This window comes from Streptomyces sp. NPDC032091 (assembly GCF_055580265.1).
In genome coordinates this window covers 245,111-268,749 of sequence record NZ_JBVILR010000009.1, presented here as the reverse complement: position 1 = coordinate 268,749, position 23,639 = coordinate 245,111, and the positions used below count along the sequence as shown (strand labels likewise).

Genomic DNA, 23,639 nt, shown 5'->3' with positions numbered 1-23,639 from the left:
AGACTCCCGTCCGTACCAGATCATCGAGAACGTCGACAGTGGCCGAGGAGCGAGGAACGGACGTGCCCGAACCAACGGTATCGAGCGGGACCGTGACCGCCGCGGAGTACTTCCACAGCTACGCGGTCGTCGGCCTGCTCGCCGTCCTCGGCGTGCTCTTCGTCGCCGTGGCCTTCGGCGCCGGCCGCCTGCTGCGGCCCGTGGTCCCGACCCCCGAGAAGCTGCTGACGTACGAGTGCGGCGTGGACCCCGTGGGGGAGGGCTGGGCGCACACCCAGGTCCGCTACTACGTCTACGCCTTCCTCTACGTCATCTTCGCCGTCGACTCGATCTTCCTCTTCCCGTGGGCGACGGTGTTCGCCGCCGCCGGTTACGGCGCCACGACCCTGGTCGAGATGTTCATCTTCCTGGGATTCCTGGCCGTCGGCCTGCTCTACGCGTACAAGAAGGGCGTCCTCGAATGGACGTGACACCGGCTGCCGTGACACCGGAGCCCGTTTCCCTCCCCGAGCCCAGGAGGCTGGGGGTCCTCTCCCGCCTGGCGCCCGAGCCGATGAAGGTGGTCCTGAACTGGGGCCGCCGCTACAGCCTGTGGGTCTTCAACTTCGGCCTCGCCTGCTGCGCGATCGAGTTCATCGCCGCGTCCATGGCGCGGCACGACTTCATCCGGCTGGGCGTCATCCCCTTCGCGCCCGGCCCGCGCCAGGCCGATCTGATGATCGTCTCGGGCACGGTGACGGACAAGATGGCCCCGGCGGTCAAGCGGCTCTACGAGCAGATGCCCGAGCCGAAGTACGTCATCTCCTTCGGCGCCTGCTCCAACTGCGGCGGCCCGTACTGGGACTCGTACTCGGTCACCAAGGGCGTCGACCAGATCATCCCCGTCGACGTCTACGTGCCGGGCTGCCCGCCGCGCCCCGAGGCCCTGCTCCAGGGCATCCTCAAGCTCCAGGAGAAGATCGCCCGGGAGTCGCTCGCGGACCGGTACGCGGACCGGCCGTCCGTCGCGCAGCTCACCAGCGGCCTGGTGACGCCCCCGCCCGCGCCGGGGGGCGGCGCGTGAACCTCTACGACTCCCTCCCCGACGCGGCTCCGGCCGTCTTCGGCGCCGAGGCCGTGGCCTCCGTCGCGTACGACGTCCTCACCGTGGACGTCCCGGCCGGCTCCTGGATCCCCTCGCTGGAGATCGCCCGCGACAAGCTGGGCTGCACCTACTTCGACTGGCTGAGCGCGGTCGACGAGCCGGGCACCGGCTTCCGGATCTGCGCGCACGTCGTCGCCCTGGAGGGCGGCCGCGTCCGCCGCCTCCTGCTGCGCACGACCGTCCCGCACACGTCCCCGTCGCTCCCCTCGGCGGTCGCGGTCTACGCGGGCGCGGCCTGGCACGAGCGCGAGACCTACGAGATGTTCGGCGTGGTCTTCACCGACCACCCGCACCTCGTGCACCTGCTGCTCCCCGAGAACTTCGAGGGCCACCCGCTGCGCAAGGACTTCGTCCTGGCGGCGCGCGTCGCCAAGGCGTGGCCCGGCGCCAAGGAGCCGGGCGAGGCGCACGACCCGGACGCGCCCAAGCGGCGCCAGATGCTCCCGCCCGGCGTCCCGGACCCGAACGAGTGGGGCCCCCTCAAGGGCCAGCTCCCCCCGGCCCCGGCCCGCCCGGCCCGCACCCCCCGCGCCGCCGGCGCGGCGGCCCGCACCCCCCGCGAGGGTGCCCCGGCCCGCCGTGTCCGCTCGGTGACGGAGGGCTCGGCCACCCAGGCCGACGAGGCCACCCCCGAAACCCCCCGTCCGGCCCGCCGCACCCGCTCGGTAGCCGACGGCTCGGCGAGCCAGCCGACCCCGGCACCCGACACCACACCCCCGGCAGCCGACCCGGCCGCCGCACCGGGCGAGCCCGGCACGACGCGCCCGGCTCGCCGCAGCCGTTCGGTAGCCGACGGCTCGGCGAGCCAGGCGGCCCCGGCAGCCGACCCGGCCGCCGCACCGGGCGAACCCGGCCCCGCCACTCCGTCAGGCGCAGCCGCCCCGGAGCCGACCGCCGACCCGGCCCGCCCGCCCCGCCGCAGCCGCTCGGCGGCCGACGGCTCCGCGAGCCAGGCCGCCCCTGGGCCCGACGCCGACGCCCCGCGCCCCGCCCGGCGGAGCCGGTCCGTCTCGGACGGGTCCGCCGGCCAGACCCCCGCGCCGGAGCCGAAGGCTCCCCCGCGCAGCGCGGACGCGCCCTGGCACCACCCGAAGCCCGCCTTCGAAGAGCCGGCCCCCGCGCCCCGCCCGGAGCCGGAAGCCAAGCCCGGACCCGGACCCGATCCCGAACCCGAACCCGATCCCGACACCACCGGAGGCGACGCGTGAACGACGTCCTCGACGTCGCCCTGCGACTGATCGTCGTCTTCGCCGTCTTCCTCGTGCTCCCGCTCGTCATCGGGCAGACCGAGCACAAGGTGATGGCGCACATGCAGGGCCGCCTCGGCCCCATGTACGCCGGCGGCTTCCACGGCTGGGCCCAGCTCGTCGCCGACGGCGTGAAGTTCGCGCAGAAGGAGGACATCGTCCCGGCCAACGCCGACCGGCGGATCTTCCAGCTCGCCCCCGCCGTCGCGCTGCTGCCCTACCTCCTCGTCCTCATCGCCATCCCCATCGGCCCCAGCGAGTCCGCCGTCGGCCAGATCATCGACGCGGGCCTCTTCTACGCCCTCGCCGTCATGGGCGTCGGCGTCCTCGGCAGCCTGATGGGCGGCTGGGCCTCCGCCAACAAGTTCTCCCTCCTCGGAGGCCTCCGCACCGCCGCCCAGCTCCTCGCGTACGAGCTGCCGATGCTGCTCGCCGCCGCCTCCGTGGCGATGGCCGCCGGGACCGTCTCCCTGCCCGGTATCGTGAACGCCTTCGAGTGGTGGTGGCTGCCCTGGCAGATCATCGGCGCGCTCGTCTTCTTCACCGCCGGCCTCGCCGAGCTCCAGCGGCCCCCGTTCGACATGCCCGTCGCCGACTCCGAGATCATCTTCGGCGCGTACACCGAGTACACCGGCCTGCGCTTCGCGCTGTTCCTGCTCGCCGAGTACGCCGGCATCGTCGTCCTGTGCGCCCTGACCACCGTCCTCTTCCTCGGCGGCTGGCACGGCCCCCTCGGCGCCGACGGCCTCGGCTGGGTCTGGACCCTCCTGAAGACCGCCGTCCTCGCCTTCGTCGTCATCTGGCTCCGCGTGAGCTACCCGCGCCTGCGCGAGGACCAGCTCCAGAAGCTCGCCTGGACCGTACTCATCCCCCTCGCGCTCGCCCAGATCGCGCTCACCGGCATCGTGAAGGTGGCGATCCAGTAATGCCCCCGCTCCCCGGATCCGGCCTCGCCAAGGGCCTGGCCGTCACCCTGCGCACGATGACCAAGCGCGCGCACACCGCCCAGTACCCCGAGGTACAGCCCGAGCTCCCGCCCCGCAGCCGCGGGGTCATCGGCCTGTTCGAGGAGAACTGCACGGTCTGCATGCTGTGCGCCCGCGAGTGCCCCGACTGGTGCATCTACATCGACTCCCACAAGGAGACGGTGCCCGCCGCCACCCCCGGCGGCCGCGAGCGCAGCCGCAACGTCCTCGACCGCTTCGCCATCGACTTCTCCCTCTGCATGTACTGCGGCATCTGCATCGAGGTGTGCCCCTTCGACGCCCTCTTCTGGTCGCCGGAGTTCGAGTACGCGGAAACCGACATCCACGACCTCACCCACGAGCGCGACAAGCTGCGCGAGTGGATGTGGACCGTCCCGGCCCCGCCCGCGCTGGACCCCGGCGCCGAGGAGCCGAAGGAGATCGCCGCCGCCCGCAAGGCCGCCGAGAAGGCCGAGGCGGCCGCCGCGGCCGCCGCCGAAGCCGGGGCCACCCCGCCCGCCGACGGCACCCCCGACACCCCGGCGGGAGGCACCGCCTGATGTACGCCGCCCACCTCGCCGCAGCCGCGGCCAAGACCGCGACCGCCGTCACGGCCGTCACGGCCGCCGCTCCCGCCGGCCCGGCCCCGACGCCAGGCCCCGGCTTCCTCTCGCCGACCGGTGTCGAGATCGCCTTCGTCCTCGTCGGCCTCGCCACCCTCGGCGCGGCCCTCATCACGGTCACCACCAAGCAGCTCGTGCACGCCGCCCTCTGGCTGGTCGTCGCGCTCGGCGGGATCGCCGTCGAGTACCTGCTGCTGACCGCCGAGTTCATCGCCTGGGTCCAGGTCCTGATCTACCTCGGCTCCGTGGTCGTCCTCCTCCTCTTCGGACTGATGCTCACCAAGGCCCCCATCGGCCGCTCACCGGACGCCGACTCCGGCAACCGGTGGGTCGCCCTCGGCGTCGCCGGCGCCGCCGGCGCCGCGCTCGTCTGGGTGGTCGTCGACGCCTTCCGCACCACCTGGATCGACCTCGACGGCCCCGCCCAGGGCTCCACCAAGGTCTCCGGCGAGATCCTCTTCCAGCACTGGGTGCTGCCCTTCGAGGCCCTCTCCGTCCTCCTCCTCGCCGCCCTGATCGGCGCCATCGTGCTCTCCCGCCGCGCCACCCCGGCCGAAGAGGCCGCCGACGCGGCCGACGCCGCCGCCCGCACCGGTGCCCCCGTCCCCACGGACGCCGGGAAGGGGCAGAGCTGATGCACCTCGCCTACCCCGCGGTCCTCGCGGCCCTCCTCTTCGCCACCGGCCTCTACGGTGTGCTCGCCCGCCGCAACGCCATCCTGGTCCTGATGTCCGTCGAGCTGATGCTCAACGCCGTCAACCTCAACCTGGTGGCCTTCGACGTCTGGCTGCGCGACACCCTGCACGCCGGCCAGGCCCTCACCCTCTTCACCATCGCCATCGCCGCCGCCGAGATCGGCATCGGCCTCGCGATCGTGCTGACGGTGTACCGCAACCGGGGCACCTCGGACGTCGACAGACTGCGCGACACCGCCGAGGGCCACGGCCCCGGCCGGCCCGACGACCCCACCGACACCACCGCCCGGCCGGAGGTCGCCGCGTGAGCACCACGACCCTCGCGGTCCTCGTCCCCCTCCTCCCGTTCCTGGGCGCGGTGACAGGACTCCTCCTCGGCCGGACCGCCCCCGGCTTCGTCAGGCCGCTCGCCGTCCTGCCGACGCTGGCCGCCGCCGTCCTGGCCGTCCTCGTCGCCGTCCGCCACGGAGGCGGCAGGGCGATCGACACCGCGACGGAGCTGACCCCGACCGGTTCGGTGCCGATCGAGCTGTCGCTCCACCTCGACGGCTTCGCCGTCCTGGTCGCGGCCCTGGTCGGAGTGGTCGCCACCTGCGTCCAGCTCTACTCGACCGCCTACCTCCGCGAGGACCCGCGCTACCCCTCGTACGCCGCTCTGGTCTCCCTGTTCACCTCCGCCATGCTGCTCGTCGTCTACTCCGGCGACCTGATGGTGCTGCTGGTCGGCTGGGAGATCATGGGCATCTGCTCGTACTTCCTCGTCGGCCACTACTGGGAGACCGAAGCGGCCCGCTCCGCCTCCCTCAAGGCCTTCCTCGTCACCAAGCTCGGCGACGTCCCCTTCCTCATCGGACTGTTCGCGCTCGCCGCCGACGCCGGCTCCTTCCGGATCACCAAGATCCTCGGCACCGTCGCCGCGGGCGGGCTCGACCACCCCACGCTGATCGCGCTGCTCCTGCTCGCCGGCGTCGCGGGCAAGTCCGCGCAGTTCCCGCTGCACACCTGGCTCCCCGACGCCATGGCGGGCCCCACGCCGGTCTCCGCGCTGATCCACGCCGCGACGATGGTCGCCGCCGGTGTCTACTTCATCGCCCGCCTCCTCCCCGTCTTCACGGCCTCCCGCGCGGCCCTGGTGGTCATGGCCGTCATGGCCGCGACCACGATGGTCGGCTCGGCGCTCGCCGCCCTGGCCCAGGACGACATCAAGCGCGTCCTCGCCTACTCCACCGTCGGCCAGCTCGGCTACATGACCGGCGCCCTGGCCGTCGGCGACCGCGGCGCCGCCGTCTTCCACCTCCTGTCCCACGGCGCCTTCAAGGCGCTCCTCTTCCTCGGCGCCGGCGTGATCATCCACGCCGCGGGCACGAACTCCCTCGCCGCCATGTCCCGCATGGACGGCCTGGCCAAGCGCATCCCCGACGCCTTCTGGACGATGACGATCGCGCTCCTCGCGCTCGCCGCCATCCCGCCCTTCGCCGGCTTCTTCTCCAAGGAAGCCGTTCTCGTCGCCGCCGAGCACGCCGCCGGCGGACACTCCGACCTCGCCCCGAGCGCGGCCGGCTGGGTGGTGCTCGTCGCCGGCGTCCTGACCGCCCTGCTCACCGCCGCCTACGCCACCCGGCTGTGGCTGATGGCCTTCCGCGGCCGGGGCGCCGCCGCCCCCGACCACGGCAAGGAGCCCCTCGCCATGACCGGCGTGCTGTGGCTGCTGGCCGTGCCCTCGATCGCCTTCGGCCTCGCCGCCGGCCCCCTCGCCGACTGGTTCGACGGCAAGGAACTCACCCCCACCGTGACCACCTCGGTCCTCGGCACCGGCGCCGCGCTCGTCGGCGTGATGCTGACCTGGTCCCTGTGGCAGCGCGCCACCGCCAAGGCCGCCGCCGGCATCCGCAACGGATCCACGGTCCCCGCCGCCGTCGCCGCCGCCGCGTCCGCCGCCGAGACCCCCGAGGTCGCCGAGGTGACCCACGAGCACCCCGCCGTACCGGCCGCCCCCGCGCCCGACCCCGGCCGGGCCCTCCTCGGCCCGCTGCACCGCCACGCCGCCGACGGCTTCCACCTCGACGCCGTCTACGACCGGCTGTTCGTCCGCCCCGTCCGCGCGGGCGCGAGCCTGGTGCGCTTCCTCGACCGCGAGGTCGTCGACACCTACGTCCGCGGCGCGGGCGCCGGACCCCGGCTGCTCGGCAGCCTGGTGCGCCGGGCCCAGACCGGCAACGTGCAGAGCTACCTGAGCGCCCTGCTCGCCGGCGCCGTGGTCCTGGCGATCGCCACCGCCGTCCTCGCCAACGTCAACGCCGGATCGTGAGCCGAGAGTCAGCCGTGATCGATATCAGCCCGTCCGTGATGCAGTTCCTTCTGGCGTTCACCGTGGCCGCACCGCTCCTCGGAGCCGTCGCGGCCTTCCTGCCCGCCCCGCCCGGGCTCAAGGGCAGGAGCCCCGAACAGGCCGTGCTCCGCCACGGCGTCACCGTCACCGGTGTCATCCTCGCCGCGGCCGTCGCCCTCACCCTGGGCTTCGACCACGACGCCCCGTCCCGCTTCCAGGCGACGACGGACATCAGCTGGATCCAGGCGCTGAACATCCGGATCCACCTCGGCATCGACGGCATCTCGCTCCCCCTCCTCCTGATGACCGCGCTGCTGTTCTTCCTCTGCGCGGTGTACAGCTACTTCAAGCTCCCCGCGGGCCCCTCCCCGAGGGCCTTCGTGGCACTGCTGCTCGTCCTGGAGTCCGGCACCCTCGCGACCTTCGCCGTCCTCGACCTGATGCTGTTCTTCCTCGCCTTCGAGATGGTCCTCATCCCGATGTACTTCCTCATCGCCCGCTGGGGCGGTGCTCAGCGGCAGGCCGCCGCCTGGAAGTTCATCCTGTACACCCTCCTCGGATCCGTGGTCATGCTCCTCGGACTGCTGCTGATCGGACTGAACAGCGGCACTTTCGACATGGTGGCACTCGCCTCTGACAACGGCCGCGGACTGACGCACACCACCCAGATCCTGGCCGTCCTGGCCATCGGCATCGGCCTCGCCGTCAAGACCCCCATGTGGCCCCTGCACAGCTGGCTGCCCGACGCCCACACCGCCGCCCCCACCGTCGGCTCCGTGCTCCTCGCGGGCGTCATGCTGAAGATGGGCACGTACGGGTTCGTCCGCATCCTGCTCCCCGTCGCCCCCGACGGCATGCACACCTTCGCCCCCTACCTCGGCGCCTTCGCCGCCGTCGGCATCGTCTACGGGTCCCTCGCCTGCCTGGCACTGACCCGCAAGGGCGCCAAGGGCGACCTCAAGCGCCTCATCGCGTACTCTTCCGTCGGCCACATGGGCTTCGTCCTGCTCGGCATCGCGACCATGACCCCCACCGGAGTCAACGGCGCGCTCTTCGCGAACATCGCCCACGGCCTGATCACCGGCCTCCTCTTCTTCCTGGTCGGCGCCCTCAAGGACCGCTACGGCAGCAGCGACCTCGACACCCTCGCCGGAGCCACCGGCGCCGCCCTCTACGGCCGCGCCCCCCGCCTCGGCGCACTCCTGGCCTTCGCCGCCGTCGCCTCCCTCGGCCTGCCCGGCCTGGCCGGGTTCTGGGGCGAGATGCTGGCCCTGTTCGGCGCCTTCGACCCGGCCGCGGGCCTGTCCCGCCCGGCCTTCCTCACCTACATGGCCGTCGGCGCGTTCGGCACCCTGCTCACCGCCGCCTACCTGCTGATCGTCGTCCGGCGCGTCTGCATGGGCGACCCGAAGGCCGGTCCCGAGCTCACCCTCGCGGACGTCCACCGCTACGAGTTCGCCGCCTGGACCCCGCTCGTCGCCCTCACCGTCCTCGCCGGCCTGTGGCCCGCCACCCTCCTCGGCCTGACCGACCCGGCCGTCCAGAAGCTCCTCGCAGGAGGCAACGCATGACGGCCCTGACGGCCCTGGCCGCCGACACCCCCAGCCTGGTCCAGTCCGTCGACTGGCTCGCGATCACGCCCGTGGTCGTCCCCGCCGCCGTCGCCCTGCTGGTCCTGGTCGCCGACCTCTTCACGCCCGAGGCCCGCAAGCCCGTCCTCGGCTGGATCTCCGTCGCCGGCCTGGCCGCCGCGACCGCCGCCCTGCTGCCGCTGCGCGCCGGCGACCGCACCACCTTCTGCCTCACCGCCGACCCCGGCGCGTGCAGCTATACCGCCGACCACTTCGCGCTCGTCGTCCAGTTCCTGGTCCTCGCCGGAGCCCTGGTCACCGCCCTGCTGTCGGTCACCGTCGTCCGCGAGGGCCGCATCCCGGCCGGCGAGTACTGGTTCCTGCTGCTCTCCTCCGCCGCCGGCGCGGCCCTGCTGCCCGCCTCCCGCGACCTGGCCACCCTGATCGTCGCCCTCGAAGTCGCCTCGCTGCCCGCCTTCGCCCTCGTCGGCATGCGCCGCGGCGACCGGATGTCCTCCGAGGCCGCCCTCAAGTTCTTCCTGTCCTCGGTCACCGCCACCGCCGTCTCCCTGATGGGCGTCAGCCTCGTCTACGCCGCCACCGGCACCCTGCACCTGACGCGGGTCGCCGAGCGGCTGGAGGACGTCCCCGCGCAGCTCGACACCCTGGCCATGGCCGGCGTCGCCCTCACCCTCGTCGGCTTCGCCTTCAAGACCGCCGCCGTCCCCTTCCACTTCTGGGTCCCCGACACCTACGTCGGCGCCCCGCTGCCCGTCGCCGGCTACCTGTCGGTGATCGGCAAGGCCGTCGGCTTCACCGGCCTCATCCTCGTCACGGTGATCGCCTTCCCCGCGTACTCCGACGTCTGGGGCCCCGCCCTGGCCGTGCTCGCCGCGCTCACCATGACGCTCGGCAACGCCGCCGCCCTGCGCCAGTCCCCGGACCGCCCGCAGAGCGCCGTCCGGCTGCTCGCCTGGTCCTCCGTCGGCCAGGCCGGCTACCTGCTCGTCCCGATCGCCGCGGCCGCCTACTCCGACCGCGACCAGATCGGCTCCACCGTCGCCTACGCGCTGATGTACGCCGCCGTGAACCTGGGCGCCTTCGCCGTCGCCGCGCTGGTCGCCCGTACCAAGCCGCTGCACCGGATCGCCGACTACCGCGGCCTGTACGCCGAGCGCCCCGCCGCCGCCCTGTCGCTGGCCTTCTTCCTGCTCTGCCTGGCCGGCCTGCCGCCGGGCATCATCGGCCTCTTCGCCAAGGTCACCGTCTTCCGCTCCGCGGTCGACGCCGGCCTGGGCTGGCTCGCCGTGGTCATGGCCGTCAACGTCGTCGTCGCCCTGTACTACTACCTGCGCTGGACGGCCCTCCTCTTCCGCACCCCGGAGGCCGAGGCGCAGACCCCGGCCGTCACCAAGGCCCCCTGGCCGCTCACGGCCGCCATCGGCCTCACCGCCGTGACCGCCCTGGTCCTGTCCGGCGCCCCGCAGCTGGTCCTGCGCTTCGCCGCCGGCACCCTCTTCCCGCTGTAGCCCACCCCCCGCCACGGGACCTCACCCGTACGGAGCAACGTCCCCCGCCGCCCCCGGTCCGTGCCACCGGGGCGGCGGCGCGCCGCCGTGCCCCGGGAACCAGACGCCGCCACCTCGCGTTGACCACAGAGGGAAGGTCCACTGGACCGAAGACCCTCAGATCCACGACGGGGCTCCCCTGACGCACCACTTGGAGGGCGTACCGTGCACCGCCGGCACAACGGGCTGAAGACCGCCGTACTCCTCGGCGGGATGTCCGCACTCATCATCGTCATCGGCAGCTTCTTCGGCCGGGGCGGCCTGATCGTCGCCGTCCTCGTGGCCCTCGGGACGAACGCGTACGCGTACTGGAACAGCGACAAGCTGGCTCTACGCGCGATGCGCGCCCGGCCCGTCAGCGAGTTCGAGGCCCCCGAGCTCTACCGCATGGTGCGCGAGCTCTCCACCTCCGCGCGCCAGCCCATGCCGCGCCTCTACATCTCGCCGACCGAGGCCCCCAACGCCTTCGCCACCGGCCGCAACCCGCGCAACGCCGCCGTCTGCTGCACCGAAGGCATCCTGCGCATCCTCGACGAGCGCGAGCTGCGCGGGGTCATCGGGCACGAGCTGAGCCACGTCTACAACCGCGACATCCTCATCTCGTCGGTCGCCGGAGCCCTGGCGTCCGTGATCATGTTCCTGGTGAACTTCGCCTGGCTGATCCCGGTCGGCCGCTCCAACGACGACGAGGGCCCCGGCATCTTCGGCATGCTGCTGATCATGATCCTCGGGCCGCTGGCCGCCTCCGTGATCCAGCTGGCCATCAGCCGCTCCCGCGAGTACGAGGCGGACGCCTCCGGGGCCCAGCTCACCGGCGACCCGCTCGCCCTGGCCGGCGCCCTGCGCAAGCTCGAAGCCGGCACCCAACAGCTTCCGCTGCCCCCCGAGCCCCGCCTGGAGACGGCGAGCCACATGATGATCGCCAACCCCTTCCGCCCGGGCCAGGGCCTCTCCAAGCTGTTCTCGACACACCCTCCGATGGCCGAGCGCATCGCCCGGCTCGAACAGATGGCAGGCCGCAGCCAGTGAAAACCATCCTGAACGTCATTTGGCTCATACTCAGCGGGATCTGGCTGTTCCTCGGCTACTGCGTGGCCGGCCTGATCCTCTGCATCACCATCATCGGCATCCCCTTCGGCGTCGCGGCCTTCCGCATCGCCGTCTACGCCCTCTGGCCCTTCGGCTACACCACCGTCGAACGGCGCGACGCGGGCGCACCGTCCTGCGTCGGCAACGTCCTGTGGCTGATCCTGGCCGGCTGGTGGCTGGCCCTGGGCCACATCGCCACCGGCATCGCCCTCTGCGTCACGGTCATCGGCATCCCCTTCGGCATCGCCAACTTCAAGATGGTCCCCCTCTCCCTGCTCCCCCTCGGCCGCGAAATCGTCCCGACGGACGCCCCCTTCGCCGCCCGGTGACGGCGGGCCCGCGCTACGCCCTGCGGGGCGAGGACGAGGACCACGACGAGGAGCGGCTGTGGGCCCTGTGCGGGGAGGCGGAGAACCTCTTCGCCGACCCGCCGGAGCCCCCGCGCCGCCACTACGAGCTGCTGGGCTGCGCCTTCGAGGGTGCGTTGCCGCAGGCGCCGGGCTTCCTGGTCCTCAAGCCGCTCGACAAGAACGGCGAGCCCCTGGGGGAGTGGTACCTGGAGGACGCCCGCGTCCTGGCGACCCGCCCGTGCGCCCGTGACCTGTCACGGCTGGACGTGACCATCGAGGCCGTCCGCGCGGAGCAGCAGCCGGACTACCCGCAACGGGTCGCCCTGTCGGTGGGCTTCGGCCTCTCGGACATCGACGACCGGCCGCTGGGCCATTTCCGGGACCTCGCCGAGGTACTGCCCGTGGCGGATCCGGAGCCCCACCCCGTCCGCCTCCTCGGCTGCTCCCTCCACGGGCCGCTGCGGGACGTGGTGGAGGGCCGGAAGACGGGGCGTCTCGCCTACCGGCGCCTCGACGCCCTCGACACCGCGGGTGAGGTCCTCTCCGTCGCGGGGCACCCGGACATCGTCGCCTGGGAGCCGTCCCCCCGCGGGCCCGGCCTCTACGACCTGACCGTGCACATGGACCCCCAGCCCCCGGTCGTCGCCGGGATCTGGCCGCTGTGGCGTGAGGGCCGCCCGGTCGTCCCCAACCTGTGGGCGGCCTTCGACGCCTCCGGCCGGGCCCGCTGGCTGGACCCGGCCCTCCACCACCGCGCCGGCCCGGACCGCCCGGCCGGCGGCACCTACCACCTCGACGGTCGGCACGTCACCGACTACGAGGGCTTCTTCTGCGCCCTCGGCGAGGCGGTCAACGGCCCCGGCGGATACTTCGGCCGCTGCCTCAACGGCGTCTCGGACGCCCTGGGCGGCGGATTCGGGGCGACGTGGCCGTTGACCCTCGTCTGGCACGACCACGAGACGGCCCGCCGCTGCCTCGGCGTACAGCCGCTGACCTTCGGCCCGGCGTCCTTCACCGAACTGCTCGACTTCTTCCGGGAGAAGCGCGTCGAGGTCGTCCTCGCCTGAGTTGTCCACAGGCCTCGGCGGCTGTCGGTGCTCTGCGTCACCATGAACACATGAACGAGACCGAGCAGTTGCTGATGCAAGTCACCGGCCGCGTACGCGACTCCGTGCGCGAGCGCGGAAAGCCCCTGCCCCCGCCCCTGGCGGAAGGGGAGACCGGCCGGGCGGCGGCCGTCCCCGGCTCCCCCCTGCCGCCCCTGCTCGCCGCGCTCCACACGCGCGTCGGCGACGGCGGATTCGGGCCCGAGTACGGACCGCTGCCGCTGCGTCAGGCCATAGCGGCGTACGAGGGGGCCGCGCCTCCGACTGGGGCCGGCCGGAGGGCATCCTGCCGATAGCAAGGCAGCTGGCCCGAGTTCAGCGTCGGGATCTGGGCAACCCGCCCCGCGCCGCGTAGGCCAGCGCGCCCAGCGCCAGTACCGCCGCACCCGTGACCGCCGCGGCGGCGGGCAGGGCGCAGGCCAGCAGGACACAGCCGGACAGCCCCACCGCTGCCACGGCACGACCCTTGACATCTGAACCGAGAGTCCATGCGGAGGCGTTCGCGATCGCGTAGTAGGCCAGCACTCCGAAGGAGGAGAAGCCGATCGCGCCCCGCAGATCGGCGGTCGCCGCGAGCACCGCCACCACCGCGCCCACGGCCAGCTCCGCGTGGTGCGGCACCTGATGCCGGGGATGCACGGCGGCCAGCGCGCGCGGCAGACGGCCGTCCCGGGCCATCGCCAGCGCGGTCCGCGACACCCCGAGCACGAGGGCCAGCAGGGAACCCAGCGCGGCCAGCGCCGCGCCCACCCGGACGACCGGGACCAGTCCGGGCCGACCGGCCGCGCGCACCGCGTCGGCCAGCGGGGCCGACGACCCCGCCAGCGCGTCGGCACCGAGCACCGACAGGGCCGCCACCGCCACGGCGGCGTACACCAGCAGGGCGATCCCCAGCGCGAGCGGCACCGCGCGCGGGATCGTGCGCTGCGGATCACGCACCTCCTCACCCAGGGTGGTGATCCGGGCGTAGCCCGCGAAGGCGAAGAACAGCAGACCGGCGCCCTGCAACAGCCCGGCGGGCCCGCCCCACGCCCCGCCGCCCAGCCGCCCCGCCCCGGCGGCCCCCGAGGTCAGGCACGCCACGACGACAGCGGCCAGCACCGCCAGCACCGCCGCCACGATCAGCCGCGCGATCCGGGCGGACTTCTGCACCCCGCCGTAGCCCGCGGCGGTCAGCGCCACCACCGCCGCCACGGCCACCTCGTGCTCCCGCCCCGGCCACACGTACGCGCCCACGGTCAGCGCCATCGCCGCGCAGGAGGCCGTCTTTCCGACGACGAAACCCCAGCCCGCCAGGTATCCCCAGAAGGGGCCCAGCCGCTCGCGCCCGTACACGTAGGTCCCGCCGGAGGACGGATAGCGGGCGGCGAGCCGCGCCGAGGAGTGCGCGTTGCAGTAGGCCACGACCGCCGCCAGGGCCAGCGCGGCCAGGAGCCCGCCGCCCGCCGCGCGCGCCGCCGGGGCGAGGGCGGCGAAGATACCGGCACCCACCATCGCGCCGAGCCCGACCACGACGGCGTCGAACACCCCCAGGGTGCGTTTCAGCTCGTTGTCCACGCGCGGAGGGTAACCGCCTCAGATGACGCCCTCACGGCCGGCCAGCGGCGTCCGCTTGCGCTCCCAGCCCTCCAGCGCCGTCAGACAGGCGTGGTCCATGTGCCGCAGGCCGCTGAGGTCGAGCCGCACCGCCGGACCGGGCGGCAGCGCCTCCAGGGAGTCCAGCAGCTTCGGCAGCCGCAGGAAGCTGGCGTTGCCGATCACCCGCACGCACAGCTCCCCGTCCTCCCACACCTCCTCGACGTGCACGTGGGAGGTCTCCCAGGCGGCCTTCGCCACGGCGAGGCACAGGCCGATCAGCACCCCCTCGAAGAGACTGGTGGCCAGGACCGAGACGGCCGTCACCACCAGCACCACCGCCTCGCCCCGGTGCGTCCGCCACAGGGCGGCCACCGCCCGCGCCGGCAGCAGCTTCCAGCCCGCGTGCAGCAGTACGCCGGCGAGCGCCGCGAGCGGCACCACCTCCAGCACCTGCGGCAGCGCCGCCGCGAACAGCAGCAGCCAGCCGCCGTGCAGGATCCGCGCCGCCCGGGTGCGGGCCCCCGCCTCCACGTTGGCGGAGCTGCGCACGATGACGGCGGTCATCGGCAGGGCGCCGAGCAGCCCGCACACCGCGTTGCCGACGCCCTGGGCGACCAGCTCGCGGTCGTAGTCCGTGCGCGGCCCGTCGTGCATCCGGTCGACGGCGGCCGCACTGAAGAGGGTCTCGGCGGAGGCGATCAGCGCGAGCGCCACCACGGTCCCCACCGCCCCCACCGAGGCCAGCGCGCCGAAGTCCGACCACCCCGGCGGCGACACGGCCGCCAGCACCCCGGTCACCCGGACCGTCTCGACTGGCAGCCGCAGCAGCACGGCCACGGCGGTGGCGGCCGCGACCCCGACGAGCGCGCCCGGCACGACCCTCAGCCGCGCCGGCACCCGCCGCCACAGCACCAGCACGGCGATGGTCCCCGCCCCGAGCGCGACGGCGGCCCAGTCGGCCCGCGCCCCGAGCGCGTGCACCCCGACCACCTTGTCCAGGGTCGCCACGGGGGCCCGCACCCCGCCGAGGGCGTAGAGCTGTCCGGCGATCAGCACCAGGCCGATCCCCGCCAGCATCCCGTGCACCACGGCCAGGGAGATCGCCCGGAACCACCGCCCGAGCCGCAGCGCGCCCAGCCCCAGCTGGACCAGGCCGGCGGCCAGCACCAGCACCCCCAGCGCGGGCAGGCCGTAGGCGCCCACGGCCTCGTAGACCAGCACGGTCAGCCCGGCGGCGGGCCCGCTGACCTGGAGCGTGCTGCCCCGGAACCAGCCGGTGACCAGCCCGCCCGCCACCCCGGTGACGATCCCCAGCTCGGCGGGCACCCCGGAGGCGACGGCGACCCCCACGCACAGCGGGAGCGCCACGAGCGCGACGACGACGGACGCCCCGAGGTCCGCTCGGAAACTGCCGGCCCCAGGCATGCGGGAACCCCCTTGTGAGCACGGTGACGGATGCCACCCAGCCTGTGGGGCGCGCCCGGCCCCGCCCAGTGGCCACCGGGGGGCCGGCCCGGGGCGTGCGCCGCACACGCCGGGCACACACCACGGGCGCCGCAACGGCGAAGGGCACAACGCGGGCGCCCGCCGGGAAGCCCCCGGCGATCCGCCCCCGTTGTGCCCCACGGGGTCCGATCGGCGCAGTACGCGCAGGTCAGCGGTAGTTCACGAACTGGATGGCGAAGTCCAGGTCCTTGCCCTTGAGGAGGGCCTGGACGGCCTGGAGGTCATCGCGGCTCTTGGAGCTGACGCGCAGCTCCTCGCCCTGGACCTGGGCCTTGACGCCCTTGGGGCCCTCGTCGCGGATCATCTTGGCGACCTTCTTGGCGTTCTCCTGGGAGATGCCCTCCTCGATCGAGGCGAAGATCTTGTACTCCTTGCCGGACAGCTGCGGCTCGCCGGCGTCCAGCGCCTTCAGCGAGATGCCGCGCTTGACCAGCTTGGTCTCGAACACGTCGAGGACGGCCTTGACGCGGTCCTCGGAGTTCGCCTCCATGAGGATCTTGTCGCCGGACCAGGCGATCGAGGCGCCGGTGCCCTTGAAGTCGTAGCGCTGCGAGAGCTCCTTGGCGGCCTGGTTGAGGGCGTTGTCGACCTCCTGCCGCTCGACCTTCGAGACGATGTCGAAACTGGAGTCGGCCATGTGCTGTGGCTCCTTGAAGTCGGCTGTGGTGTGCCCCGGAGGGCCGCGGCCGGACATCCCCGGCCCGCTCGGCAAAGCCTAGCCACCGCACCCGGGTGAAGGGCTGATCAATCCGGTGGCGAAGCACCCCCGCACATCAGGTATCGTTTACGTCGTTGCCAGGGAACGACGCCGAAAGGCGGAGAGACCCGGGCGGCATCCCATGGCGGTGTGCCCGAGTGGCCAATGGGAGCGGACTGTAAATCCGTCGGCTTAGCCTACCCAGGTTCGAATCCTGGCGCCGCCACGCGAGTGGAACCCCCGTTCATCTGCGGAAACGCAGTGGGCGGGGGTTTCTTCGCATAGCCGCGGGCAGCCCGCGCCTAGGGAGCGGCGACCGTCAGGTGATAGGTCGCGTCGACCCGGAAGCCGTTCGCGGCGGCCGCGTCGATCTCCAGGACGAACTGGCCCGGCGGAAGCGGGTCGAGGGCGCACCACAGCCCCCAGGACACCTGCGGTATCCCCATCACGGGGAAGGGCTTCGAGGTGAACTCGCGCAGGGGCAACGGCGAGCCGTTCAGCGCCGCGGACGCCCGTGACGCCTCCAGCCGCCACGGCTTCGTCAGGAACGGCACCGCCGGGCGCCTGGTGTTCAGCACTGGGAAGAACAGCGGACGCCCCGTCGGGACGCCGCACCGGCGCACCACCCGGCCGCCATGGGTCCCCGCCAGGAACCACACGTCCCCGGGCTGCCGCCGCCCGGCGTACGCGCCGGTCGCGTCCGCCACCGGGCTCTCCTCCGCCGGGGCCGACAGCACCCACTTCCACCACCGGGCCGCGAGCCGGCCCCCCTCGGCCGCGCCGACCCGCCAGTTCCCGTCGCCCATGCCGTGTCCCGGTCCCCCGTACGGCCGCCCCCTGCGGCCCGATTCCGGGTGACCCTATCGGCCGCCGCCGCGCACCGAACCGGGCGGCCGGTCGTCCACGGGGCGTGAAACGGACTCGGACCCACGCGGAACGGGCGCTCCCGTGGGCGGTCTGACGGGCCGTCGGCACCCGGGGCGGGACGGGCTCAGTTGCCCGCGACGTCCTTCACCGCGACCGGGACCGGTGTCGAGCCCGACAGGAGCTCCAGCGTCAGACCCGCCGTCGCCGGGGTCTCGACCAGCTCGGCGAGGACCGCCGCCACGTCGTCGCGCGTCACACTGCCCGGCCCCGTGCGCGCCTCCAGCCGGACCAGCCCGGTACCGGGGTCGTCGGTCAGCACGCCGGGCCGCACGATCGTCCACTCCAGACCGAGCCGGGTCCGCAGGTGGTCGTCGGCCTCGCCCTTGGCCCTCAGGTACGCGTCGAAGACCTCGCCCCCCTCGTGCCGGGAGTCCGCGCCCATCGACGAGACCATCAGGAAGCGCCGTACGCGGGCCCGTTCGGCGGCGTCGGCGAACAGCACCGCCGCGCCCCGGTCCACGGTCTCCTTGCGCGCCGGACCGCTGCCGGGACCGGCGCCGGCGGCGAAGACCGCCACGTCCGCACCCTGCAGGATCCCCGCCACGTGCTCCACGGAGGCCGACTCCAGGTCGCACAGCACCGGTTCGGCGTCGACCTCGCGCAGATCGCCACCCTGCTCGGGGTCCCGGACGATCCCGGCGACCTCGTACCCGCGCGCGGCGAGCAGGCGCTCCAGCCGCAGCGCGATCCGACCGTGTCCACCCGCGATGACGATGCGCATGTCCCGACCGTACGACGACCCGGGCGCCCCCGCCCGCGAACGCCGCCCGGACCCTCAGGGGCCGGGCTCCATACGGCCCTGCCGGGGCAGGTCCAGGGCCACCGCGACCGCCGAGTCGCAGTACTCCCGTACGGCACTCGTCCGGGCTACCACCCGGCCCCGGTGGATCACGATCCTGCTGTAGGCCAGCGACAGCACCCCCGCGATCCGCTCCCCGCGCACGGCGAGCAGCTCCGCCGGGAAGCCCGCCTCCACCCGCACCTCCGGCAGGGCCATCGCCTCCCGGGCGGCGGCGCTGACCGCGTCGTACGCCTCCGCGGCGCGCAGCCCGCCCTGGGAGGCCAGCAGGTACGCGGCTTCGAGGGGGTCGCCCCGCCCGACCGGGTTCCCCGCGTCCCGCAGCGCCCCGCTCCCGGCGGCGACCCGGACCCCGGCGGCGCGCAGTAGCCGGACGGGGGCGGTGCGCAGGCCGCGCCGCTCCAGGGCGGCGCAGTCGCCCTGCGGCAGGCAGGTGACCCGTACGCCGGCGGCCGCCAGCTGTTCGGCGGCGCGGGCGGCGGCGTCCAATGGCAGCCGGGACAGTCCGCCGCAGGGGCCGATGGTCACCCCGGGCCGCAGCCCCCCGGCCATCGCCGCGAGCCGGGCGAGCCGGCCGGGGTCGTCACCGTCCGTGTGCAGGTCCACGGGGCAGCCGTGCTCGGCGGCCAGCTCCAGGACCGCCTCGACGAAGCCCGTCGGGTCGGGGTCCAGGTCGGGACAGCCGCCGATCACCGAGGCGCCCATCTTGACGGCGTCGCGCAGCATCGCCAGCCCGTCGGCCCCGGCCACCCCGGTCAGCAGCCGGGGGACCGCCACCGTCGTCAGGTCGGTGAGCCCCCGCAGGGAGCGGCGGGCCTGGAGGGCGGCCTCCATCGGCCCCAGACCGTGTACGTCGCCGATCCGGACGTGCGAGCGCACGGCCGTGGCGCCGTGCCCGAGCTGGAGCAGAGCCGCCTCGGTGGCCCGGCGCTGCACCTCGTCGCGGGCGTACGAGACGGGCCCCTCGCCGTCGGCGGTCAGGGCGGTGTCCCCGTGTGCGTGCGGTTCGGCCGGGGCGGGCAGGAGCAGGTAGCCGCGCAGGTCGACCCGGGCCAGGGCGGGCGCCGGGAGGCTGCCCGCGGTACCGACGGCCTGGATGCGGCCGCCGCCGAGCCGGACGTCGACGGTGCGCCCGTCGGTGAGCCGGGCACCGGTCAGCAGGAGTCCCGTCGGAGGCCCCGTCTCGGGGGCGGCGCCACCGCCGGGAGTACGGGCCGGGGGGCGCCCCGGGCCGTCGGGCGGGGTGCGGCCCGGCCCGCCGGCGGAGCCCCGGCCCGGACCACCCGGGCTCCGGGAGGGGCCGCCCGCGGACCCCTTGGGCGGACCGGCGCCCGGCCCTCCGGAGGAGGTCCCGCCAGGCCCCCCGGCGGAGCCGCCGGGCGGGCCTCCCGCCGGGTTGCGGGGGGAGGGGGAGGGCTGCTGCGGCTGGCTGTCGGACATCGCGCTCCTGCGGTGGCTCGGGCGGTTCCTGTGCCGTGGCCGCAGCCCGCGGCCCAAGATCACGCAGCGTGCTCAGAGCCTAGGGCGCGGGGCTGCCCGGTTCGCGGAAGAGCGCAATAGTCGTACCGGTGTGGTGCCCGCACGCCCCGCTGCCCCCACCGCTGTGACGCCGGCCACAAAAGAGGCGGAAAATGGCCCGAGAGGCGCCGGAGGCCGATCGGGAAACGCGTGCGGACCTCGTCCGAGCCCAGGCCCCCCAAAGGATTTGGGCGATCGGCGCGCAACCGTGTAATGTCTTCCTCGCTCGCCCCAATAGCTCAGTCGGTAGAGCGTCTCCATGGTAAGGAGAAGGTCTGCGGTTCGATTCCGCATTGGGGCTCTGGTGAGAGAGGTTCCCCGCCCTCGGGCGGGGAACGGATCTCATCAAAGCGGCGTAGCTCAGTCGGTAGAGCAAGCGGCTCATAATCGCTGTGTCACCGGTTCAAGTCCGGTCGCCGCTACCAACACCCAGTAGCCGATTGCGGGGTCGGTCTCCCGATCGGCTACTCTTTTATGCGTTCATCCGTCCCATAGTCCGTCAAGGAGCACTCACGTGGCTGCCACCGACGTCCGCCCGAAGATCACGCTGGCCTGCGTGGAGTGCAAGGAGCGGAACTACATCACCAAGAAGAACCGGCGTAACAACCCGGACCGCATGGAGATGAAGAAGCACTGCCCGCGCTGCAACTCGCACACCGCGCACCGCGAGACCCGCTGATCACTGGCGAAGTCTCCGCATAGGCACCTTCACGAGGTCGTCCCCTTCCAGGGGGGCGGCCTCGTGTCGTTTCCGCACCGGTTCCCTGATCCGGAGCCCCTTCAACAGGAGGTAGTGAGCCATGGCACTCGACCAGACCTTCGTGGGGCGGACCTACCCGCCCACCGAGCCGTACGAGGTCGGCCGGGAGAAGATCCGTGAATTCGCGGTCGCGGTGGGCGACGCCAATCCGGTCTACACCGACCCCGAAGCCGCCAAGGCGCTCGGTCACCAGGACGTGATCGCCCCGCCGACCTTCGTGTTCGCCATCACCTTCGCGGCGGCCGGCCAGGTCGTCGAGGATCCGCAGCTGGGCCTGGACTACAGCCGCGTCGTGCACGGCGACCAGAAGTTCGCGTACGTGCGCCCCGTGCGCGCGGGCGACCGGCTCACCGTCACCTCCACCATCGAGGCCGTGAAGTCCCTCGCCGGCAACGACATCATCGACATCCGCGGCGAGGTCCACGACGAGTCCGGCGAACACGTCGTCACCGCGTGGACCAAGCTCGTGTCCCGCGCCCCCGAGGAGGCCTGAGATGACCGCGCAGATCCAGTACGCCGACGTCGAGGTCGGCACCGAGCTCCCGGCCGCGTCCTTCCCCGTGACCCGCGCCACGCTCGTCCGCTACGCCGGCGCCTCGGGTGACTTCAACCCGATCCACTGGAACGAGAGGTTCGCCAAGGAGGTCGGGCTGCCGGACGTCATCGCGCACGGCATGTTCACGATGGCCGAGGCGATCCGCGTCGTGACCGACTGGGTCGGCGACCCGGGCGCGGTCGTCGAGTACGGCGTCCGCTTCACCAAGCCGGTCGTGGTCCCCAACGACGACCAGGGCGCCCTGATCGAGGTCACCGCCAAGGTCGCCCAGAAGCTGGACGACAACCGCGTACGGGTCGACCTGACGGCCATGAGCGCCGGTCAGAAGGTCCTGGGCATGTCCCGCGCGGTGGTCCGGCTGGCCTGACCGGCCGCCGCCCGACCGACGGGCCGAGGCGCGGGGGGAGACCCCCGCGCCCCCCGCGACCCCTTCCCCAGCCCCACGCCCCCGCGCGGCCGCCTCCTTGACTTAGTTAGTGATTGAGTACTAACTTACTGTCCATGGCAAGGATGAGTGCGGACGAGCGGCGCGAGAGCGTCATCCGCGCCGCGATCCACGAGTTCGCGCGCGGCGGCTACCACGGGACCTCCACCGAGGCGATCGCCCAACGGGTCGGGGTCTCGCAGCCGTACCTTTTCCGCCTCTTCCCGGGCAAGAAGGCCATCTTCCTGGCCGCCGCCGGCCGCTGCCTGGAGAACACCCGCAGGGTCTTCGCCGAGGCCGCCGACGGGCTGCAGGGCGAGGAGGCCCGCGCCGCCATGGGCGAGGCGTACATCCGGCTGATCGCCGAAGAGCCGGCGATGCTCCAGATGCAGCTCCAGATGTACGTCGCCGTCGCCGCGGCCGAGGCCGCCGGCGACCACGAACTCGGCGAGCTCGTGCGGGCCGGCTGGCTGGAGCTGTGGGACACCGTCGGGATCCCGCTCGGGGACGTCCACCAGACCACGGCCTTCATGGCGCAGGGAATGCTCATCAACACCCTGTCCGCCATGGGGTTCCCGTCCGGCCACCGGATCTGGGACGGCTTCCCGGGTGCCGTCGACAAGGCGGCCGGCTCGGTGCGCCGCCCGGCGGGCGAGCGCGCGGTGTGAGGAGCGGGGCCGAACGCGGCCCCGTACCCGTCTGCCCTCGAAAGTTAGTCAGCAATAACTAACAAAACTCTTCCAGGGGGAAGCATGACCCAGCAGAAACTCGGACGGTCCGCGGTCTGGGCCCTCGTCCTCACCGGCGCCGCCGGCTTCATGGCCGCCCTCGACAACCTCGTCGTCACCACCGCCCTCCCCGCCGTCCGAGCCGACCTCGGCGGCAGGCTGGAGGACCTGGAATGGACGGTGAACGCCTACACCCTCACCTTCGCCGTCCTGCTGATGTTCGGCTCCGCGCTCGGCGACCGCTTCGGCCGCCGCCGGCTCTTCACCGCCGGCCTCGCCCTCTTCACCGCCGCCTCCGCGGCGGCCGCCCTCTCGCCCGACATAGAGCGGCTCATCGCCGCCCGCGCCGTCCAGGGTGCCGGAGCCGCCGTCATGATGCCGCTCAGCCTCACCCTCCTCACCGCCGCCGTCCCGGCCGCCCGCCGCGGCATGGCCCTCGGCATCTACGGAGCCGTCACCGGCCTGGCCGTCGCCAGCGGCCCCCTCATCGGCGGCAGCCTCACCGAGCACATCTCCTGGCAGTGGATCTTCTGGCTGAACGTGCCCATCGGCCTCGCCCTCCTGCCGCTCGCCCGCCTGCGCCTGGCCGAGTCCACCGCCCCGGACGCCCGCCTCGACCTCCCCGGCACCCTCCTCATCAGCGGCGGCCTCTTCGGCATCGTCTACGGCCTGGTCAACGCCAACGCCCACGGCTGGACCAGCGCCCCCGTCCTCACCGGCCTGCTCGCCGGCGCCGCCCTCGTCGCCGGCTTCGTCCACCACGGCTTCCGCAACGCCAACCCCGTGCTCCCCATGCGGCTCTTCCGCAACCGCGGCTTCTTCGGGATCAACGTCGCCAGCCTGCTGATGTACCTGGGCATGTTCGGGTCGATCTTCCTGCTCAGCCAGTTCCTCCAGGGCGTCGCCGGCTACTCGCCCACCGAGGCCGGCCTGCGCATGCTGCCCTGGACCGGCATGGGGATCGTCGTCGCCCCCCTCGCCGGGATCCTCTCCGACCGGATCGGCGGCCGCCCGGTGGTCGTCGCCGGACTGGCCCTCCAGGCGCTCGGCCTGGCCTGGTTCGCCCTCGTCCTGAGCCCCGGCGTCACCTACGCCGCCCAGCTCCCGGCCCTCGTCCTCAGCGGGATCGGCATGTCCCTGTACTTCGCCCCGGCGAGCCACGTCCTCATGTCCACCGTCGCCCCCGGCGACCAGGGCAGGGCCTCCGGCACCAACAACGCCCTCCGCGAGGTCGGCGGCGCCCTCGGAGTGGCCGTCCTCGCCTCCGTCTTCTCCGCCCACGGCGGCTACCGGACCCCGCAGACCTTCACCGACGGCACCGTCCCCGCCCTGTGGATCGGCGCCGCCGCCGTCGCCGTGGCCGCCGCCCTGGCCCTGCTCGTCCCGCGCCGGACGGGGCCCGCCCCCGCCCCCGCGGCCGCCCCGGAGCCCGTCCCCGCCCACGCCGCCTGACCCGGCC

The 23,639-nt window shown here is 73.5% G+C and carries 25 protein-coding genes and 3 tRNA genes; 22 read left to right on the top strand and 6 right to left on the bottom strand.

All coding sequences use genetic code 11. The features are described from left to right. Nucleotides 1-62 precede the first annotated feature (62 nt). The 14 genes from ACZ5NJ_RS17785 to ACZ5NJ_RS17720 all read left to right on the top strand — a co-directional run bounded on the left by ACZ5NJ_RS17785 (nt 63) and on the right by ACZ5NJ_RS17720 (nt 12,983). Nucleotides 63-470, top strand: a complete 408-nt coding sequence (locus tag ACZ5NJ_RS17785; protein ID WP_468765903.1) for an NADH-quinone oxidoreductase subunit A — start codon at nt 63-65, stop codon at nt 468-470. Further along, nucleotides 461-1,063 (top strand): NADH-quinone oxidoreductase subunit B, encoded by a 603-nt coding sequence (locus ACZ5NJ_RS17780; RefSeq protein ID WP_468765901.1) that lies wholly within the window; start codon nt 461-463, stop codon nt 1,061-1,063. The genes ACZ5NJ_RS17785 and ACZ5NJ_RS17780 overlap by 10 nt, the downstream gene beginning before the upstream one ends. Continuing rightward, nucleotides 1,060-2,352, top strand: coding sequence for an NADH-quinone oxidoreductase subunit C (locus tag ACZ5NJ_RS17775; RefSeq protein WP_468765900.1), 1,293 nt, complete (start codon nt 1,060-1,062; stop codon nt 2,350-2,352). The genes ACZ5NJ_RS17780 and ACZ5NJ_RS17775 overlap by 4 nt, the downstream gene beginning before the upstream one ends. Continuing rightward, nucleotides 2,349-3,317 (top strand): NADH-quinone oxidoreductase subunit NuoH, encoded by a 969-nt coding sequence (gene nuoH, locus ACZ5NJ_RS17770; protein WP_468765898.1) that lies wholly within the window; start codon nt 2,349-2,351, stop codon nt 3,315-3,317. Before ACZ5NJ_RS17775 ends, nuoH begins: the two co-directional genes overlap by 4 nt. Beyond that, nucleotides 3,317-3,916: a NuoI/complex I 23 kDa subunit family protein gene (locus ACZ5NJ_RS17765; protein WP_468765896.1), complete on the top strand. Its 600-nt coding sequence runs from the start codon at nt 3,317-3,319 to the stop codon at nt 3,914-3,916. Before nuoH ends, ACZ5NJ_RS17765 begins: the two co-directional genes overlap by 1 nt. Next, nucleotides 3,916-4,614, top strand: coding sequence for an NADH-quinone oxidoreductase subunit J family protein (locus tag ACZ5NJ_RS17760; RefSeq protein WP_468765894.1), 699 nt, complete (start codon nt 3,916-3,918; stop codon nt 4,612-4,614). Before ACZ5NJ_RS17765 ends, ACZ5NJ_RS17760 begins: the two co-directional genes overlap by 1 nt. Continuing rightward, on the top strand, nt 4,614-4,982 hold the full coding sequence (gene nuoK, locus ACZ5NJ_RS17755; RefSeq protein WP_468765892.1) for an NADH-quinone oxidoreductase subunit NuoK: 369 nt from the start codon (nt 4,614-4,616) through the stop codon (nt 4,980-4,982). The genes ACZ5NJ_RS17760 and nuoK overlap by 1 nt, the downstream gene beginning before the upstream one ends. Then, nucleotides 4,979-6,982: an NADH-quinone oxidoreductase subunit 5 family protein gene (locus tag ACZ5NJ_RS17750; protein WP_468765890.1), complete on the top strand. Its 2,004-nt coding sequence runs from the start codon at nt 4,979-4,981 to the stop codon at nt 6,980-6,982. Before nuoK ends, ACZ5NJ_RS17750 begins: the two co-directional genes overlap by 4 nt. A 38-nt stretch (nt 6,983-7,020) precedes the next feature. Then, nucleotides 7,021-8,574, top strand: a complete 1,554-nt coding sequence (locus ACZ5NJ_RS17745; RefSeq protein ID WP_468765943.1) for a complex I subunit 4 family protein — start codon at nt 7,021-7,023, stop codon at nt 8,572-8,574. Beyond that, nucleotides 8,571-10,103: an NADH-quinone oxidoreductase subunit N gene (locus ACZ5NJ_RS17740; RefSeq protein WP_468765888.1), complete on the top strand. Its 1,533-nt coding sequence runs from the start codon at nt 8,571-8,573 to the stop codon at nt 10,101-10,103. Before ACZ5NJ_RS17745 ends, ACZ5NJ_RS17740 begins: the two co-directional genes overlap by 4 nt. Nucleotides 10,104-10,307: 204 nt before the next feature. Next, on the top strand, nt 10,308-11,171 hold the full coding sequence (gene htpX, locus ACZ5NJ_RS17735) for a zinc metalloprotease HtpX (RefSeq protein ID WP_468765886.1): 864 nt from the start codon (nt 10,308-10,310) through the stop codon (nt 11,169-11,171). Further along, complete coding sequence (locus ACZ5NJ_RS17730; RefSeq protein ID WP_468765884.1) at nt 11,168-11,560, top strand: YccF domain-containing protein; 393 nt, start codon at nt 11,168-11,170, stop codon at nt 11,558-11,560. The genes htpX and ACZ5NJ_RS17730 overlap by 4 nt, the downstream gene beginning before the upstream one ends. Then, complete coding sequence (locus tag ACZ5NJ_RS17725) at nt 11,557-12,648, top strand: barstar family protein (RefSeq protein WP_468765882.1); 1,092 nt, start codon at nt 11,557-11,559, stop codon at nt 12,646-12,648. The genes ACZ5NJ_RS17730 and ACZ5NJ_RS17725 overlap by 4 nt, the downstream gene beginning before the upstream one ends. A gap of 50 nt (nt 12,649-12,698) precedes the next feature. After that, nucleotides 12,699-12,983 (top strand): hypothetical protein, encoded by a 285-nt coding sequence (locus ACZ5NJ_RS17720; RefSeq protein ID WP_468765880.1) that lies wholly within the window; start codon nt 12,699-12,701, stop codon nt 12,981-12,983. Nucleotides 12,984-13,002: 19 nt separating this feature from the next. Here the strand turns inward: ACZ5NJ_RS17720 and ACZ5NJ_RS17715 are convergent, their stop codons facing one another. The 3 genes from ACZ5NJ_RS17715 to ACZ5NJ_RS17705 form a co-directional block, all read right to left on the bottom strand. Continuing rightward, nucleotides 13,003-14,244 carry an APC family permease gene (locus tag ACZ5NJ_RS17715; protein ID WP_468765878.1) on the bottom strand — a complete coding sequence of 414 codons (1,242 nt, stop codon included), beginning with the start codon at nt 14,242-14,244 and terminating at the stop codon, nt 13,003-13,005. A gap of 18 nt (nt 14,245-14,262) precedes the next feature. Then, entirely contained in the window at nt 14,263-15,690 is a 1,428-nt protein-coding gene (locus ACZ5NJ_RS17710) for a SulP family inorganic anion transporter (protein ID WP_468765876.1), read from the bottom strand. Nucleotides 15,691-15,919: 229 nt separating this feature from the next. Further along, nucleotides 15,920-16,408, bottom strand: a complete 489-nt coding sequence (locus ACZ5NJ_RS17705) for a YajQ family cyclic di-GMP-binding protein (protein ID WP_365152762.1) — start codon at nt 16,406-16,408, stop codon at nt 15,920-15,922. A 204-nt stretch (nt 16,409-16,612) separates the two neighbouring features. Here ACZ5NJ_RS17705 and ACZ5NJ_RS17700 point away from each other — a divergent pair. After that, nucleotides 16,613-16,694: transfer RNA gene (locus ACZ5NJ_RS17700), tRNA-Tyr, on the top strand. 76 nt (nt 16,695-16,770) lie between these two features. Here ACZ5NJ_RS17700 and ACZ5NJ_RS17695 read toward each other — a convergent pair. From ACZ5NJ_RS17695 to ACZ5NJ_RS17685, 3 genes are all read right to left on the bottom strand, one after another. Further along, a complete protein-coding gene (locus ACZ5NJ_RS17695) occupies nt 16,771-17,274 on the bottom strand; it encodes a hypothetical protein (RefSeq protein ID WP_468765874.1) in 504 nt (167 codons plus the stop codon). 185 nt (nt 17,275-17,459) lie between these two features. After that, nucleotides 17,460-18,116 carry an SDR family oxidoreductase gene (locus ACZ5NJ_RS17690; protein ID WP_468765872.1) on the bottom strand — a complete coding sequence of 219 codons (657 nt, stop codon included), beginning with the start codon at nt 18,114-18,116 and terminating at the stop codon, nt 17,460-17,462. Nucleotides 18,117-18,170: 54 nt separating this feature from the next. Beyond that, nucleotides 18,171-19,634 (bottom strand): amidohydrolase family protein, encoded by a 1,464-nt coding sequence (locus tag ACZ5NJ_RS17685; protein ID WP_468765870.1) that lies wholly within the window; start codon nt 19,632-19,634, stop codon nt 18,171-18,173. Nucleotides 19,635-19,940: 306 nt separating this feature from the next. Between ACZ5NJ_RS17685 and ACZ5NJ_RS17680 the strand changes: the two genes are divergently transcribed. The 7 genes from ACZ5NJ_RS17680 (at nt 19,941) to ACZ5NJ_RS17650 (ending at nt 23,632) form a co-directional block, all read left to right on the top strand. After that, a tRNA-Thr gene (locus ACZ5NJ_RS17680) sits at nt 19,941-20,013 on the top strand. 48 nt (nt 20,014-20,061) lie between these two features. Continuing rightward, nucleotides 20,062-20,137: transfer RNA gene (locus tag ACZ5NJ_RS17675), tRNA-Met, on the top strand. 89 nt (nt 20,138-20,226) lie between these two features. Further along, nucleotides 20,227-20,391, top strand: coding sequence for a 50S ribosomal protein L33 (gene rpmG / locus ACZ5NJ_RS17670; protein ID WP_007265873.1), 165 nt, complete (start codon nt 20,227-20,229; stop codon nt 20,389-20,391). 121 nt (nt 20,392-20,512) lie between these two features. After that, complete coding sequence (locus ACZ5NJ_RS17665) at nt 20,513-20,965, top strand: MaoC family dehydratase N-terminal domain-containing protein (protein ID WP_042818570.1); 453 nt, start codon at nt 20,513-20,515, stop codon at nt 20,963-20,965. Nucleotide 20,966: 1 nt separating this feature from the next. Next, nucleotides 20,967-21,395 (top strand): MaoC family dehydratase, encoded by a 429-nt coding sequence (locus tag ACZ5NJ_RS17660; RefSeq protein WP_365152774.1) that lies wholly within the window; start codon nt 20,967-20,969, stop codon nt 21,393-21,395. Between the two features lie 134 nt (nt 21,396-21,529). After that, the gene (locus ACZ5NJ_RS17655; protein WP_468765867.1) at nt 21,530-22,120 is read left to right on the top strand and encodes a TetR/AcrR family transcriptional regulator; all 591 of its coding nucleotides are present in this window, start codon (nt 21,530-21,532) and stop codon (nt 22,118-22,120) included. An 84-nt stretch (nt 22,121-22,204) separates the two neighbouring features. Then, complete coding sequence (locus ACZ5NJ_RS17650) at nt 22,205-23,632, top strand: DHA2 family efflux MFS transporter permease subunit (RefSeq protein WP_468765865.1); 1,428 nt, start codon at nt 22,205-22,207, stop codon at nt 23,630-23,632. Nucleotides 23,633-23,639: the final 7 nt, after the last annotated feature.